Origin of the sequence: Allobosea sp. CER48 (genome assembly GCF_044752385.1) — a bacterium.
Lineage (GTDB): Bacteria > Pseudomonadota > Alphaproteobacteria > Rhizobiales > Beijerinckiaceae > Allobosea.
This window is the reverse complement of the sequence record NZ_JBIWYK010000024.1, coordinates 1-15,016: the sequence shown is the minus strand read 5'-3', so window position 1 is coordinate 15,016 and position 15,016 is coordinate 1. Positions and strand designations below refer to the sequence as shown.

12 protein-coding genes are annotated in these 15,016 nt (G+C 67.2%); 4 read left to right on the top strand and 8 right to left on the bottom strand.

Going from position 1 to position 15,016, the window contains the following annotated elements; translation table 11 throughout:
• Positions 1-425 precede the first annotated feature (425 nt).
• A complete protein-coding gene (locus ACIPIA_RS02165; protein WP_400506219.1) occupies positions 426-740 on the top strand; it encodes a hypothetical protein in 315 nt (104 codons plus the stop codon).
• Between the two features lie 65 nt (positions 741-805).
• Here the strand turns inward: ACIPIA_RS02165 and iolB are convergent, their stop codons facing one another.
• From iolB to ACIPIA_RS02125, 8 genes are all read right to left on the bottom strand, one after another.
• Positions 806-1,603, bottom strand: a complete 798-nt coding sequence (iolB, locus tag ACIPIA_RS02160; protein ID WP_400506218.1) for a 5-deoxy-glucuronate isomerase — start codon at positions 1,601-1,603, stop codon at positions 806-808.
• 197 nt (positions 1,604-1,800) lie between these two features.
• On the bottom strand, positions 1,801-2,685 hold the full coding sequence (gene iolE, locus ACIPIA_RS02155) for a myo-inosose-2 dehydratase (RefSeq protein WP_400506216.1): 885 nt from the start codon (positions 2,683-2,685) through the stop codon (positions 1,801-1,803).
• Positions 2,686-2,717: 32 nt separating this feature from the next.
• Entirely contained in the window at positions 2,718-4,568 is a 1,851-nt protein-coding gene (iolD, locus tag ACIPIA_RS02150; protein ID WP_400506214.1) for a 3D-(3,5/4)-trihydroxycyclohexane-1,2-dione acylhydrolase (decyclizing), read from the bottom strand.
• 75 nt (positions 4,569-4,643) lie between these two features.
• A complete protein-coding gene (locus tag ACIPIA_RS02145; protein WP_400506212.1) occupies positions 4,644-6,578 on the bottom strand; it encodes a bifunctional 5-dehydro-2-deoxygluconokinase/5-dehydro-2-deoxyphosphogluconate aldolase in 1,935 nt (644 codons plus the stop codon).
• Between the two features lie 104 nt (positions 6,579-6,682).
• On the bottom strand, positions 6,683-7,555 hold the full coding sequence (locus ACIPIA_RS02140; RefSeq protein ID WP_400506210.1) for a MurR/RpiR family transcriptional regulator: 873 nt from the start codon (positions 7,553-7,555) through the stop codon (positions 6,683-6,685).
• A gap of 91 nt (positions 7,556-7,646) precedes the next feature.
• On the bottom strand, positions 7,647-8,450 hold the full coding sequence (locus tag ACIPIA_RS02135; RefSeq protein WP_400506208.1) for an SDR family NAD(P)-dependent oxidoreductase: 804 nt from the start codon (positions 8,448-8,450) through the stop codon (positions 7,647-7,649).
• A 166-nt stretch (positions 8,451-8,616) separates the two neighbouring features.
• Positions 8,617-9,636: a TRAP transporter substrate-binding protein gene (locus ACIPIA_RS02130; RefSeq protein ID WP_400506206.1), complete on the bottom strand. Its 1,020-nt coding sequence runs from the start codon at positions 9,634-9,636 to the stop codon at positions 8,617-8,619.
• 52 nt (positions 9,637-9,688) lie between these two features.
• Entirely contained in the window at positions 9,689-11,557 is a 1,869-nt protein-coding gene (locus ACIPIA_RS02125) for a TRAP transporter large permease (protein ID WP_400506204.1), read from the bottom strand.
• 245 nt (positions 11,558-11,802) lie between these two features.
• Here ACIPIA_RS02125 and ACIPIA_RS02120 point away from each other — a divergent pair, with 245 nt between their 5' ends.
• The 3 genes from ACIPIA_RS02120 to ACIPIA_RS02110 form a co-directional block, all read left to right on the top strand.
• The gene (locus ACIPIA_RS02120) at positions 11,803-12,669 is read left to right on the top strand and encodes an IclR family transcriptional regulator (RefSeq protein ID WP_400506203.1); all 867 of its coding nucleotides are present in this window, start codon (positions 11,803-11,805) and stop codon (positions 12,667-12,669) included.
• The gene (locus tag ACIPIA_RS02115) at positions 12,666-14,300 is read left to right on the top strand and encodes an acyl-CoA synthetase (protein ID WP_400506201.1); all 1,635 of its coding nucleotides are present in this window, start codon (positions 12,666-12,668) and stop codon (positions 14,298-14,300) included. The genes ACIPIA_RS02120 and ACIPIA_RS02115 overlap by 4 nt, the downstream gene beginning before the upstream one ends.
• Positions 14,297-15,016: PPC domain-containing DNA-binding protein (locus ACIPIA_RS02110; RefSeq protein WP_400506199.1), on the top strand; the 720-nt coding region annotated here is incomplete at its 3' end. The genes ACIPIA_RS02115 and ACIPIA_RS02110, both read left to right, overlap by 4 nt.

Genomic DNA, 15,016 nt, shown 5'->3' with positions numbered 1-15,016 from the left:
TTAGAGGCGCGACGGTTCTCGACATAGTTCGCCGAACGGCACTGCTGGTAGGCACGCGTGCCGGGACGGAAGCCCTGAGCTTCACAGGTGACTTCGGCGTCAGCCATGGACTCCTGCGCGGTCTGGCAACCGGCAAGGAGAGCGGCCATCGCGCCGACGATCAAAATGCTACGCATATTATATCCCTTTTCAGCCTCCCATTGGCCTGAGCGGACTTAAGAGCAGCTGTTGTGGAAGGTCAAGAATGTCGCAGGACTTGCGTTAAAGTTCGCACAGCCGAAACTGTTCAATATCCGCCCGATAGCGATCAGTTCGAGCACCTCGACGACTTGGCGGGGGAACCGGGGGCTCCACGCATATCCGCTCTTGCATTTGTGCCTGGGCGGCTGAACATGGAACCTGAACCGATCAGGACGGCCCGGACCATGGCGACAGCGCGTTTCTTCCTTATTCTGCCGGCTCTCTTTCTCGGAGCCTGCGCCTATCACACGTCGCGCAGCAGTGCGGTGGTGGTGACCGATACACAAGGCGTGGTGGAGGGGTGCACCAGGCTTGGCGTGATCGACGGCAAGTCCGAGCTGCATTCGGTGCTGCTCCCAGACACCGCGCGTGACACAGTCGTCACACGCCTGAAGATCCGGGCGGCAGAGATCGGCGGGAGCCACGTCGTCTCCAGCGCCGCCGACATCAAGTGGAAGGGCCCGGATACCTCGGGCACGGTCTACAAGTGCAATCGCTGAGCCGGGGCGCCGGCTCCTTGCGATAAGGACGCTCCGGCACCGGAGGCCGGTGCCGGGCAGGGCGCTCAGCCCTTCAGCATCCATTCGTGCTCGGCGGCGTTGTGGAATTTCCAGGTCCGCTTCGGGCCGGCCATCACGTTGAGATAGTAGAGATCGTAGCCGTGGCAGGTGGCGCAGGGGTGATAGCCCTTCGGCACCAGTACGACGTCGCCATCCTCGATCGCCATGGCCTCGTCGAGGCTGCGATCGTCGGTGTAGACGCGCTGGAAGCCGAAGCCCTGCGGCGGGTTGAGGCGGTGGTAATAGGTTTCCTCGAGGTAGGATTCCCGCGGCAGGTCGTCCCGGTCATGCTTGTGGGGCGGGTAGCTCGAGGTGTTGCCGGCAGGGGTTATGACCTCGACGACGAGCAGCGAATCCGCAACTTCGGTCTCGGGCAGGATATTGGTGACGTGGCGGGTATTGGAGCCCTTGCCGCGAATCTCCCGGCCGAGGTCGTCCGGGCCGATGACGCGGACGGGCAGGCCGCCCTTCAGCCCCGGAGCCGTGCAGACCGCGAGTTCGAGATCGGTCGTGGCAGTGACGGACCAGTCCGACCCCTGGGGGAGATAGACCGACCAGGGCTTGCCCTCGAAAGGGGTCATGCGCTGGCCGAGCTCGCCGAGTTCCTTGCCGCCGGCGACGGCCTTGCCCTTGCCGGTGACGAAGACGAGACAGGTCTCGCGATCGCCGGTGGCGGCGGAAACGGTCTCGCCGGGCTTCAGGCGATGCAGGTCGAAGCCGACATAGGTCCAGCCGGCGCTCTCCGGCGTGACATGGGTGACGCGGCCGCTGGTGCCGGAGGGCCGGATGCGGAGATGAGACATGGTTCTCCCTTTGGCGATTGCAGCGCTGGCTGAGGAACTCCGCCGTCATTCCGGGGCTTCGCACAGCGAAGAGCGTGGAGCCCAAAACCGCTGCGTGTTCCGAACAAAACGACGCCGTTCCAGAGTCGTGTCTTCAAGACAACGCGGTTATGGGTTCCGGGCTCGCCCTGCGGCATCCCGGAATGACGGCGGTGGTTCTATACCAGCCCGGCTTCCTTGATGAAGCGGCTGAGATTGGCGTGGCCGAGCCGGGCATAGGCCGCGGGCTCGGCCTTCTTCGGATCCTGCTCGGCCTCGACGACGATCCAGCCGGAATAGCCCTGCAGCTCGCGGAGCACGCGGACATAGTCGATCAGGCCGTCGCCCGGCACGGTGTAGACGCCGGCGAGCACGGATTCGAGGAAGGACCAGTCCTCCCGGTTGGAGCGCCACATCACGGCCTCGCGGATGTCCTTGCAGTGGACATGGTGGATGCGCGCCTTCCAGTGGCGGGCGATGCGGGCCGGGTCGCCGCCGCCCCAGGTGGCGTGGCCGGTATCGAGCAGCAGGCCGACGGCCGGGCTGGTGACGCCCATGAAGCGATCGATCTCCGCTTCGGTCTGCACCACCGTGCCCATATGGTGGTGATAGACGAGCTGGAGCCCGTATTCGGCCTTCACCGCCTCGGCGAAATTGGAATAGCGGGTGCCGAAATCGTCCCATCTCGCCTTGGGCAGGACGGGGCGGGCCGAGAGGGGCCTGGTGATGTCGGAATGGATCGCGTTCGAGGTCTCCGCCGCGATCAGCACCGAGCAACCCATGTCGCGCAGCAACGTCGCGTGAGCCTTCACCGCATCCATCTCGGCGGCGACGTCGCGGACGAGAAGCTCGGTCGAGTACCAGCCGGAGACCAGCGCGTGGCCGTGGGCATCGAGGATCGGCTTCAACGTGCCGGCCTCGCGCGGGAACTTGTTGCCGAGCTCCATGCCGGTGAAGCCGGCCTCGCGGGCTTCCTTCAGGCAGGTTTCGAGCGGGATGTCGCCGCCGATCTCGAGCATGTCGTCATTCGACCAGCCGATGGGGTTCGCGCCGATGCGGATCATGTGTCGGGTCTTTCCTGCCTATGGGAACGGCTTCAGTTGCCGATGGTCTGACGCTTGCGTCGTTCGTCGTAATTCGCCCGTGCCGTGCGGACCTGCTCACGCTCGCTGACCTCGGGCACAGCGACATCCCACCAGGCGCCACCGGCGCCGGTCGAGATCAGCGGGTCGGTATCGATGACGACGACGGTGGTGCCGGTGTTGGCCCTGGCCTTTGCCAATGCGGCTTCCAGCTCGGCGATCGAGGCGGCCTTCGTTGCGATCGCGCCCATGCTGGAGGCGTGAGCGACGAAATCGATCTCGGGCAGCGTCTCGTGCCTGCTGTCCTTGAGCAGGTTGTTGAAGCTCTGGCCGCCAGTCGCGTTCTGGAGCCGGTTGATGCAGCCGAAGCCGCGATTGTCGAGCAGCACGATGGTGAGCTTGAGGCCCAGCATCACCGAGGTCGCGATCTCGGAATTGAGCATCAGGTAGGAGCCGTCGCCGACCATGACGACGACCTCCCTGTCGGGCCGCGCCATCTTGGCGCCGAGCCCGCCGGCGATCTCGTAGCCCATGCAGGAGAAGCCGTATTCGGCATGGTAGGAGCCGGGCGCTCCCGCCTGCCAGAGCTTGTGCAGCTCGCCGGGCAGGCCGCCCGCGGCATGCAGCAGGATCACTTCCGAACCCAGCGTGCGCTGGACCGCGCCGATGACCTGCGCGTCGGAGGGCAGGGCGGCATTCGTCGCTGCCGTCGCCTTGTCGGCTTCCTTGCGCCATTCCGCCTTGCCGGCCCTCGCATCGGCCGTCCAGCTCTCAGGCGCCTTCCAGGCACCGATGGCACCGGCCAGCTCGGCCAGACCCTCGCGGGCGTCGGCGACGAGGGGCAGGGCGCGATGCTTGCCCGCATCGAAGGGCTGGACGTTGAGCCCGATGATCGCCTTCCGCTCGGCACCGAACAGCGCCCAGGAACCCGTGGTGAAATCCTGCAGGCGCGTGCCGACCGCGAGGACGAGATCCGCCTCGGCAGCCAGCCGGTTGGCGGCGCCGGTCCCGGTCACGCCGACGGCGGCCATGTTGAGCGCGTCGTCATCGGGCAGGGCGGATTTGCCTCCTTGCGTCTCGCAGACTGGAATGCCGGTCGCGGCGGAGAAGCGGGCGAGTTCGTCGCTGGCGCCGGAATAGAGCACCCCGCCACCGGCGACGATCAGCGGCTTCTTCGCCGCCTTGAGGGCCTCGGCCGCGGCCTTGAGCTCGTCGCGGTCGGCGCGGGGACGGCGTGGAGTCCACAGGCGCTCGGCGAAGAAGCTCTCGGGATAGTCATAGGCCTCCGCCTGGACGTCCTGGCAGAGCGCCAGCGTCACCGGCCCGCATTCGGCCGGGTCGGTCAGCACCTGCATGGCGCGGGTGAGTGCCGGGACGATCTGCTCGGGCCGGGTGATGCGATCGAAATAGCGCGAGACCGGGCGGAAGCAGTCATTGGCCGAAACCGTGCCGTCGCCAAAGGCCTCGACCTGCTGGAGGACGGGATCGGGAATACGGTTGGCGAAGACGTCGCCCGGCAGCAGCAGCACCGGCAGGCGGTTGACATGGGCGAGCGCCGCGGCGGTGACGAGATTGGTCGCGCCGGGGCCGATGGAAGTGGTCGCGGCCATGAAGCGGCGACGCATGTTCGCCTTGGCATAGGCGATTGCGGCATGCGCCATCGCCTGCTCGTTATGGGCGCGGAAGGTCGGCAGGCGCTCGCGCTCGTGCCAGAGCGCCTCGCCGAGGCCCGCGACATTGCCATGGCCGAAGATCGCCCAGACACCGCCGAAGATCGGCAGGCGCTGGCCCTCGACCTCCGTCATCTGCGCTGCGAGATAGCGCGTCAGAGCCTGCGCCATGGTGAGGCGGACGGTGCGGGTCATGATCGGTCTCCGAGCGGGAGTCTGCTTGGCATCGGCTTGGTCCGGGAACCGGTTCCCACTTTTCGGGCCGATACGCTAGGCCGCCTTGCGGCCGCGCGTGGCGAGCCAGAGGTTGGTCAGCGCCTCGAAACGCCCCGCCATGTCGGCGATCGCGGCTGCGTCGTCGAGCTTGCCGGAGAGCCAGCCCTCGGCGGCGGACATGAAGATGGTGCGGCCCACGGCGAAGCCCTTGACGATGGGGGCATTCGCGGTCGCGGCGAAGCCGGCCTCGAGTTCCTCGGCCGGAGCGTCGAGCCCGAGCAGCAGCACGCCCCGGCACCAGGGATCGTGCTTCGCGATCGTCTTCTCGATGGCGGCCCAGGCTGCGGGCGAGGATTGCGGCTCCAGCTTCCACCAGTCCGGCTTGATGCCGAGTGCGTAGATCTCTTCCAGCGCGCGGGCGATCGTGTCCGGCCCGAGCGTTCCGTTCTTGCCGGCGATGATCTCGATCAGCAATTCGCGGCCGACCTTGCGCGCTGCCTCGAACAGGCCCCGCAGCTTCTCCTGCTGGGCCTGCTTGAGTTCGGCCGGGTCGTCCGGGTGATAGAAGCAGAGCGCCTTGATGCAGTGGTCGACCGGCCATTCCGGCAGCAGCGAGCCGATGTCCTGGCTCACCTCGAAACGCAGCGGGCGCGAACCGGGGAGCTCGACCGGGCGGCCGAGCCACGCGAAGTGATGGCGGGCGAATTCGAACATCGCCTCGCGGCCATGCTTCTCGTCTAGGAGCATGCCGTAGCCGGGGCGGCCGCCGGCGACGCGGGCGGCCGCCTTGACCGCGAGCACCTTGAAATCGCGAATGCGCGCGGGATCGGCACCGGCCTTCGTCGCTAGCTCTTCCAGCTGGATGCGGTGATCGCAGGCGAATGCCATCAGCGAGGGGATGTCGCGCCGGCGGGTCGTCGCCCAATGGATGTGATTGATCGCCTCGTCCTTGCGCAGGGCCCGGTGCGGACTGCCCTGCTTCAGAAAATACTGCAGCTCCTCGAAGGTCGGGCTCTCAGGCGAGCAGAGCAGGCGCGAGACGGCGAAGGCACCGCAGGCATTGGCCCAGGTCGCGGCCGTCTGCAGGCTCTCGCCGCCGAGCCAGCCGCGCAGGAAGCCGGACATGAAGGCATCGCCGGCACCGAGAACGTTGTAGACCTCGATCGGGAAGCCCTTGCCGACGATGCCGTCTTCGAGATCGTCCGGGATCGCGCCTTCATAGACGATGCAGCCCATCGGGCCGCGCTTGAGCACGATGGTCGCCGGCGTCAGCGCGCGGATCGTCCTGAGCGCGGGCAGCAACTCGCTCTCGCCGGAGGCGATCAGGACTTCTTCCTCGGTGCCGATGATGAGGTCGCAGCCGGGCAGGACGGTCTTCATCCGCTCGGAGACGGCCTGCGAGGCGATGTAGCGGTTGTCGCCGGCATCGTGGCCGGCGAGCCCCCAGAGGTTGGGGCGGTAGTCGATGTCGAGCACGACCTTGCCGCCGTTGTCGCGCATCAGATTCATCGCCTTGCGCTGGGCCGCCTCCGGGCCGGGCCGGGCGAAATGGGTGCCGGTGACCACGACGGCACGGGCGCGCGCCATGAATTCCGGATCGATATCGCCTTCCTCGAGCGCCATGTCGGCGCAGTTCTCGCGGTAGAACAGCAGAGGGAAGGACTTGTCGCTCTCGACGGAGAGAATGGCCAGCGCCGTCAGGCGCTCGGAATCGGTCTTGAGGCCGTCGAGATTGACGCCCTCGCGGGCGAGCTGCTCGCGCAGGAAGCGGCCGAACTGCTCGTTGCCGACGCGGGTGAGCAGGGCCGAGCGCAGGCCGAGCCGGGACGTGCCGATCGCGATGTTCGCAGGGCAGCCACCGACCGATTTGGCGAAGCTGGTGACGTCCTCGAGCCGCGAGCCGATCTGCTGGCCGTAGAGATCGACCGAGGCCCGGCCGATGGTGATGACGTCGAGCGCCTGCGCCGATCCGCCGAGCGGTCCCGTCATATGCTCCTCCAAGGCCTTGCCGCTTTTCGTGACACGCGGCGGCGTGGCGCCTCCGCCTTGGTGATATGAAATAATAATTCCATTATTCCGTCAATGCGGAATATCTATTCCTGATCACGTGGGCGGCGCCGGCGGCCACGTCCGGCGCGGCGGGCGTCGCCGATGCCGACGGCGAGCGCCATGGCGAGAGCCATGGTGGAAGACAGGGTGCGGAACCCGCCGAAATCGGCCTCGGCAACCTCGAACCAGGTCTGCGCGACGCTCGCCAGGGGCGAGAAGGCGCTGTCGGTGATGGCGACGACCGGCACGCCACGCTCGGCGAGGCCCCGCGCATCCTCGATCGTCTGCGGCGTATAGGGCGAGAAGCTGATGACGAGGGCGGCGTCCTTCGGGGTGGCGAAGGAGATGATCTCCGGGCTCAGCCCCGCAGCCGACTCGACCAGCTGGTTGCGGACCTCGAGCTTGCCGAGCGCATAGGCGAGGTAGCTCGCGACCGGGAAGGAGCGGCGGCGGGCGAGGATGTAGATCGTCTCGGCGCCACCGAGCGTCGTGATCGCGCGGTCGAGCGCCGCGTCGTCGAGCGCGCGGCTCATCACGTCCAGCGACTTGCGCGAGGCCGTCAGGAAGCCGTCGAGAATGCGGTGGTTGCCGGCGGCTCCGCTCTCGTCGGCCCGGAGCGTGTTGAGGCGCTCCTCGTAGCTGGAATTGCGCTCGCGGAGCCGCTCCCGGAAGACGCCCTGCAGGCTGGTGAAGCCGTCGAAGCCGAGATGCTGGGCGAAGCGGATCAGCGTCGAGGGCTGGACGCCGGCCGAAATTGCGATGCTGGCCGCCGTCCCGAAGGCGATCTCGTCGGGATTGTCGAGCGCATAGGCCGCGATCTGGGCGATGCGCTTGGGCAGGCTCTGGCGCTGGGCGAGGATCTGCGTGCGCAGGCCATCGAAATCACGCGGCAGCTCCGCAACGGCGGTTTCGCTCATTCTGGGTTCCCGTTGCCGTCCCTGTCGTGTCAGTTCTGGCAGCCTCGGAGAAATGGAGCAAGCGTTCCATTAGGAGAATGAACAGTCGATATCAGCCGGGCAAACCGGCGCTGCAGCTCTGGCCGCCATCGACGGGCAGGCAAACGCCGGTGATGAACGTCGCCTCGTCGGAGGCGAGGAAGACGGCGGCGTTGGCAATGTCCCAGGCCGTGCCCATCTTGCCCATCGGCACCTGTGCATCGCGAGCGGCGACCATCTCCTCGACCGAGGCATACTGCGAGGAGATCTGCTTGTAGATCAGCGGCGTGTCGATCAGGCCCGGCATGATGCAGTTCGCCCGGATGCCCTGCCTCGCGTACTGCATCGCGAGCGCGACCGTCGCCTGGTTCACCGCCGCCTTGGTGGCGTAGTAGGCGAAGTACGGATAGCCGGTCCAGCGGATCGCGGCGAGCGAGGAGATGTTGACGATCGCGCCGCCGCCGCCCTTCAGCATCTCCGGGATCACCGCCTTGGCGCAGCGATAGACCGAGCCGAGATTGAGCTGGAGCGAGGCATTGAACTGTTCCTCCGACAGCTCGACCGGGCCGCCCATATGGGTGACGCCGACATTGTTGTGGAGGATGTCGATGCGGCCGAAATGCCCGGCGGTTGCCGCGACGCAGGCCTCGACCGAGGCGAGATCGGTGACGTCTGCAGCGAGAGCCAGCGCCTTGCCGCCTTCGCCGGCGATGATCGCCGCGGTTTCCTCGGCGGCGGCCAGGTTCAGGTCGATGCAGGCGACGCCGGCGCCTTCACGCGCATAGGCGACGGCCGCAGCCTTGCCGTTGCCCCAGCCGGGGCCGGAGGAACCGGCGCCGAAGACGATCGCGATCTTGCCCTGCAGCCGGTCGGCCATGTGGGAACTCCGATAAAGACTCGAAACAGAAATGCCTCAGCCCTCATCCCGGGGGAGCCGCGCAGCGGCGTCTCGAAAGCATGTTCCAGCGCGTGCTGGAGCACCCTTCGAGACGCGGGCTTGCGCCCGCTCCTCAGGATGAGGGCTGAGGGAATTTCGGCGTGGATCAGCTCAAAGAGCTGCCGACGGCCTTCTCCAGGATGCCCCAGGCCTCGTCGCCGTACTTCTTCTTCCATTCGGCGTAGAAGCCGGCCTTGCGCAGCGCCTCGCGGAAGGCATCGGCCTTGGTCTCGTTGATGGTCATGCCCTTCGAGGCGAGTTCGCCCTGCAGGCCGGCATTCAGCTTGGCGACGTCCTCGCGCTCCAGCACGGCCGCGGCGTTGATGTTCTTCGCGACGATGGCGCGCAGGTCTTCCGGCAGGCGCTCCCAGGCGCGGCGATTGGCCAGGAACCAGAAGCCGTCCCACATGTGGTTGGTCAGCGAGAGATACTTCTGCACCTCGAAGAGCTTGGCGGTCGAGATGATCGCGAGCGGGTTCTCCTGGCCGTCGACGATCTTGGTTTGCAGCGCGGTATAGACCTCGGCGAAGTTGATCGAGGCCGGGGCCGACTGGAAGGCGGTGAACATCGAGGTCCAGAGCGGCGAGACCGGCACGCGGATCTTGAAGCCCTTGAGGTCTTCGGGCGTGTTGATCGGGCCCCTGGACGAGGTGATCTGGCGGAAGCCGTTGTCCCAGATCTTGTCCATGACGACGAGGTTCGCCTTGTTGATCTGGCCGCGGACATAGGCGCCGAGATCGCCATCCATCGCCTTCCAGACCGCATCATAGTTCGGGAAGGCGAAGCCGATGCCGGAGAGCGAGGCGTTGGCGACGAGCGTCGACAGGATCAGCGGCGAGAGCGTGAAGAACTCGACGCCGCCGGAGCGGACCTGGCTCAGCATGTCGGTGTCGGAGCCGAGCTGGTTGTTCGGGAAGATCTGGATGTCGACCCGGCCCTTGGTCTCTTCCTTGATCTTCGCCACCGCCTCGTTGGCGCGCGTGTTCATCGGGTGCGCGACGGGCAGGTTGTTGGCGTATTTGTAGGTGAACTCGGCGGCCTGGGCATTGGCGCGGCCGATATGGAAGGTGCCGATGGCAGAGGCGGCGGCTGTCGCCTGGAGCAGGGTGCGGCGCGAGATGGTCATGGGCGTTTTCTCCTGGGGATCGTTGTCTGGTTTCTTTTGGCTTGCGTGAGTTTCACAGCACCCAGGTCGAAAGCCCGGGGACGAGGGCGATGACGACGAGGCCGATCAGAAGCGCGATGAGATAGGGCCAGATCGCGCCCATCGCCTCGTCGGGCGAGACGTTGCCGATCTTGCAGGCGATGTAGAAGCCGATGCCGATCGGCGGCGCCATCAGGCCGATATTCATCGCGGTGACCACGACCATCGAGTAGTGCACGTCGTTGATGCCGAGGTTCTTGGCGATCGGGAACATCAGCGGCGCCATCAGCACGATCGCCGGCAGGCCCTCCAGGACGCAGCCGAGGATCATGAAGACGACGATGGTGACCGCCATGAAGGTCAGCCAGCCGCCGGGGAGATTCGCCATGAAGACAGCGAGGTCGCGGGCGAAGCCGGTCTGCGTCAGGGCCCAGGCCATGGCGAGCGCCGTGCCGAGGATCACCAGGATCGCGCCGGAGAGCGCCGCCGTCTCGACCAGCATCTGGTAGAACTTGCGCAGGCTGATGCCGCCATAGAGCACGATGCCGATGACGAGCGCATAGAGCACCGCGATGGTCGAGACCTCGGTGGCGGTGGCGACGCCGCCGCCGACCGCGGCGCGGATGATGAATGGCAGGACGAGGGCCGGCGCGGCGACCAGGGCGACCTTGCCGATCACGGCGAGCGGGGCGCGGCGCACGCCCTTCATGTCCTCTGCCGCCGCCTTCCAGCGGGCGAGGCCGGCGAGCGCGACCAGGAGCACGCCCGCGATGACGAAGCCGGCGTTGAACAGGCCCGCGATCGAGACGCCGGCGACGGAACCGAGCACGATCAGCACGATCGAGGGCGGTACGGTGTCGGCCATGGCGGCGCCTGTCGAGAGCAGCGCGATCAGGTCCTTGGGCTTGTAGCCGCGCCGCTTCATCTCCGGAAACAGCGCCGGGGCGACGGTCGCCATGTCCGAGACCTTGGAGCCCGAGATGCCGGAGACCAGATAGAGCGAGCCGAGCAGGACGTAGGACATGCCGGCGCGGACATGGCCGAGCAACGAGGCCAGGAAATCGACGATCGCCTTGCCCATGCCGGTGGCGTCGAGGATGCAGCCGAGAAGCACGAAGATCGGCACGGAGAGCAGGATGAGGCTCGACATGCCCTCGTCCATGCGCCCGACCACGACGATCATCGGGACGTTGGTCGAGAAGACGAGGAAGGCGAGCGTGCCGAGCCCGAAGCAGAAGGCGATGGGAACGCCGGCGACCAGGCAGATCGCGACGATGCCGACCAGGAAGATCAGGATGTTGTAGTAGCCGAGCCCCTTCAGGGTCGGGCCCATCACCCAGAAGACGAGGCCGAGCCCGCCGACGATCAGGGCCGCGCCGGCGATGTCGACCAGCCGCCCGGTCTTGAAGAGATAGCGCAAGGTGAGCAGCAGCATCAGCACGATGCCGACCGCGATCGCGGAGACGCGCCAGCTGACGGGAATGTTGAGCGCGGCCGAGGTGACGTAGCTCTCTTCAACCGCGTATTCGATGGCCGGATCGACCATCGCCGCCAGGAAGGCTGCGACGGCGGTGAGCGCCAGCGTCTCGGCGAATTCGCGCAGGCGCGGCGGCATCATGCCGACGAACAGCGTCAGCCGCAGATGCTCGTTGCGGTCGACGGCGATGGCGGCGCCGAGCATGGCGAGCCAGATGAAGGCGATCGAGGCCACCTCGTCGACCCAGACGAAAGGCAGCGAGAAGACATAGCGCGAGACGACGCCGAGCAGCAGCACGCCGATGATGAAGGCGACCAGCCCGGCGGCGGCGATCTCGACCGGGCGCATGATGGCCGAGCCGGGGCGAGCGTCCTCGTTCTCGCTGAGATTCTCGGGGATCTTCAGGGTGTCGACGACATCGACCATGCCGCAGCCTCAGCTACGGCTCAGGCGGCGCATATGCGCGCCCGCCACGCGGGTTGCCTCAAGGGCCATCGTTCTTCCTCCCTCCGCGCCGATCTTGTGAGCTGTCGACGTCGATTGCGGTCCACACTGTGAGCAGTGGACGGCCGGAAGATTACACGATGAAGCTGCCGTTGCAATCAGCAATGCGCCCATCTAGGCTCAGGGGATAAGAACAAGGTCCATATCGTGGACTACGGAGGAAGCGCTTGTCGCAGAGTATCGCGCCCGAAGCCGGCCTGTCCGGCTCGCAGAGCGTCGACCGCGCGCTCGGGCTGCTCTCGCTGATCGGGCGGGAGCCCGCCGACGGGCTGCCGCTGGGCGAGATCGTTTCCGGGAGCGGACTCAACAAGCCGACGACGCGGCGGCTGCTGCTGGCGCTGATGCGGGCCGGACTCGTCGAGCAGGAGCCGCAGACGCGGCGCTATTGCCTCGGCGAGGAGGCTTTCGTGCTGGGCGTGCTGGCCGCACGCCGGCACGGCCTGCTCGAGCTGGCAATGGACAGCCTGCGCCGCTTGTCGGGCGAGACGCAGGATACGAGCTTCCTCACCGTCCGGCGCGAGACCTACGCGATCTGCCTGCACCGGGAGGAGGGCACCTATCCGGTGCGGACCCATGCGCTGCAGACCGGCGACCAGCATCCGCTCGGCGTCGGCGCCGGTTCGCTGGCGATCCTCGCCGCGCTGCCGGACGAGGATGTGGACCGCATCATCGCGGCCAACGAGGCCGTGGTGCTGGCGCGGTACCCCGGTTTCGCGCCCGATCCGATGCGGGTGGATATCGCCGAAACGCGCGCGCGCGGCTTCTCGCTCAACCCCGGCCGGCTCGTCGCCAGCTCCTGGGGCGTCGGGCGGGCGTTTCGTTATCCGGACGGTCGCGTCGCGGGCGCCCTGTCGCTCGCCGCGATCGACAGCCGGATGACGTCGGCCCGGCAGGTGGAGCTCTCGGCCCTGCTGGCGCGCGAGGCGGCGCGGATGGAAGCACTGCTGGCACAGATGTTCGTATCGAAACGGGGCGTCGCGCCCCTGGCGGCGGCTGCGCCGCGATCCGCCGAGACAGGGAGAGCCGCAAGATGAGCCCCGCAACCGCAGCCCCCGTCGGAGGCGTCGCGCCGATGACGCGGCGGGTGATGAACCTCGCCCATATCGTGACGCAGAATGCGCGCCGCCTGCCGGCGCATGCCGCCTTCATCTGGGGCGACAAGACGCTGGACTGGGCCGAGATCGATGCGCAGGTCTCGGCGCTCGCGGCGGGACTGCGCGCGCGCGGTATCGGCAAGGGCGACCGCGTGCTCGTCCATTCCAAGAACTGCGACGCGATGTTCGTCTCGATGTTCGCGACCTTCCGACTCGGCGCCGTCTGGGTACCCACGAATTTCCGCCTGCTGCCGGACGAGGTCGCCTATCTCGCATCGGCCTCCGGTGCGAAGGGTTTCCTCTGCCATGGCGATTTTCCCGAGCATTCGGCCGCGGTCGCGGCCGCGAGCCCGGCGCCGGAGTTCACCTGGCGGATCGGCGAGGGAACCCTCGGGGAGGACGAGGTCGGCGCCGTCATCACGCGCCATCGCGGCGAAAAGGTCGATAACGCCGCGGTGGAGCGCGACGATCCCTGCTGGTTCTTCTTCACCTCCGGCACCACCGGCCGCTCGAAGGCCGCGGTGCTGACCCATGGCCAGATGGGCTTCGTCATCACCAACCATCTCTGCGACCTCGTGCCCGGCTCGACCGAGGCCGATGCCTCGCTGGTGGTGGCGCCACTCTCGCATGGCGCGGGCGTGCATCAGCTCATGATGTCGGCGCGCGGGGCGACCTCGATCCTGCTGCCGACCGAGCGCTTCGACATCGACGAGGCCTATCGCCTGATCGCGAGACATCGCGTCAGCAACATCTTCACCGTGCCGACGATCCTGAAGATGCTGGTCGAGCATCCGGCGGTCGACAGCCACGACCATTCCAGCCTGCGCTACATCATCTATGCCGGCGCACCGATGTATCGCGAGGACCAGAAGGCGGCGCTGAAGAAGCTCGGCAAGGTGATCGTGCAGTATTTCGGGCTGGGCGAGGTGACCGGCAACATCACCGTGCTGCCGCCGGCCCTGCACGAGCCGGAGGACGGACCGCATGCGCGCATCGGCACCTGCGGCTTCGAGCGCACCGGCATGCAGGTGCAGATCCAGGACGATGACGGCCAAGAGGTGGCGCCGGGCGTGCAGGGCGAAATCTGCGTGATCGGACCTGCCGTCTTCGCCGGCTACTACGACAACCCGGAAGCCAATGCGAAGTCGTTCCGCGACGGCTGGTTCCGCACCGGCGATCTCGGCCATATGGACGAGCAGGGCTTCGTCTACATCACCGGCCGGGCCTCGGACATGTATATCTCCGGCGGTTCGAACATCTATCCGCGCGAGATCGAGGAGAAGATCCTGACCCACCCGGCGATCGCGGAGGTCGCGGTGCTCGGCGTGCCCGATCCGGTCTGGGGAGAGATCGGCATCGCCGTCTGCGTCAACCGGCCGGGCCAGAGCGCGACGGAGGCCGAGATCGCCGATTTCCTCGGCCCCAAGATCGCCCGCTACAAGATGCCCAAGCGCTTCCTGTTCTGGGATGCCCTGCCGAAATCCGGCTATGGCAAGGTCCCGAAGCGGCTCGTCAGGGACGAGCTGGAGAAGCGGGGCGAGCTCGATTTTCTGAAGGGGAAGGCCTCGTGAGGCGGATCGAGCAGCCCGGTACCGGCACGGCCGAGCGCATCCAGTGGGCGGAGTGCCACGGGCTTCCCTTCCCGATGACGCTCCAGGCGGGACTGCCGCTGCTTGAAGCGGTCCGGCGCAGCTTCGCGGCAGCGGGCTTCGTCTCGGGCGTCGCAAAGCTCGACGGGCTCAAGCTCGCACCTTTCGCCTATGTGATGCCGGCCCTGTCGAAGACGCCGGAACATGCCGCCTTCTACAGCGAGACGTTCAGGCCGGCGGGCGTGACGCTCGTCGACACGGGCGCGATGACCTTCGGCCAGCGCGACGGAGCGCCTTTCTTCCACGCCCATGCGTTGTGGACCGACGCTTCCGGCCGGCGCAGCGGCGGGCATATCCTGCCCGACGAGACGGTGGTCGCCGAGACGATCACCGTCCGTGCGGTCGGGATCGATGGTGCTGTGTTCGGCGCCGAACCTGACAGCGAGACGAACTTCAAGCTGTTCGGGCCGCAGCGGGCGCCGTTGCTGGGCGCGACGCGGGAAGGGCGGTTCTTCGCGGTCCGCGTAAAGCCGAATGTCGATTTCTGCGGGGCGCTGGAGGCCTTCTGCGCCGAGCGCGGCGTCCGCGAGGCGGTTATCCACGGCGGGGTCGGCTCGACCATCGGGGCGCGATTGGACGGCGGCGAGGTGGTCGAGAATTTCGCGACGGAGGTCGCGATCACGGAGGGGCGGATCGCG

Excerpts from the sequence above, each read along its gene's own strand:
- ACIPIA_RS02165 (WP_400506219.1), top strand. The coding sequence starts at position 426 with ATGGCGACAGCGCGTTTCTTCCTTATTCTGCCGGCTCTCTTTCTCGGA.
- iolB (WP_400506218.1), bottom strand. The coding sequence starts at position 1,603 with ATGTCTCATCTCCGCATCCGGCCCTCCGGCACCAGCGGCCGCGTCACC.
- iolE (WP_400506216.1), bottom strand. The coding sequence starts at position 2,685 with ATGATCCGCATCGGCGCGAACCCCATCGGCTGGTCGAATGACGACATG.
- iolD (WP_400506214.1), bottom strand. The coding sequence starts at position 4,568 with ATGACCCGCACCGTCCGCCTCACCATGGCGCAGGCTCTGACGCGCTAT.
- ACIPIA_RS02145 (WP_400506212.1), bottom strand. The coding sequence starts at position 6,578 with ATGACGGGACCGCTCGGCGGATCGGCGCAGGCGCTCGACGTCATCACC.
- ACIPIA_RS02140 (WP_400506210.1), bottom strand. The coding sequence starts at position 7,555 with ATGAGCGAAACCGCCGTTGCGGAGCTGCCGCGTGATTTCGATGGCCTG.
- ACIPIA_RS02135 (WP_400506208.1), bottom strand. The coding sequence starts at position 8,450 with ATGGCCGACCGGCTGCAGGGCAAGATCGCGATCGTCTTCGGCGCCGGT.
- ACIPIA_RS02130 (WP_400506206.1), bottom strand. The coding sequence starts at position 9,636 with ATGACCATCTCGCGCCGCACCCTGCTCCAGGCGACAGCCGCCGCCTCT.
- ACIPIA_RS02125 (WP_400506204.1), bottom strand. The coding sequence starts at position 11,557 with ATGGTCGATGTCGTCGACACCCTGAAGATCCCCGAGAATCTCAGCGAG.
- ACIPIA_RS02115 (WP_400506201.1), top strand. The coding sequence starts at position 12,666 with ATGAGCCCCGCAACCGCAGCCCCCGTCGGAGGCGTCGCGCCGATGACG.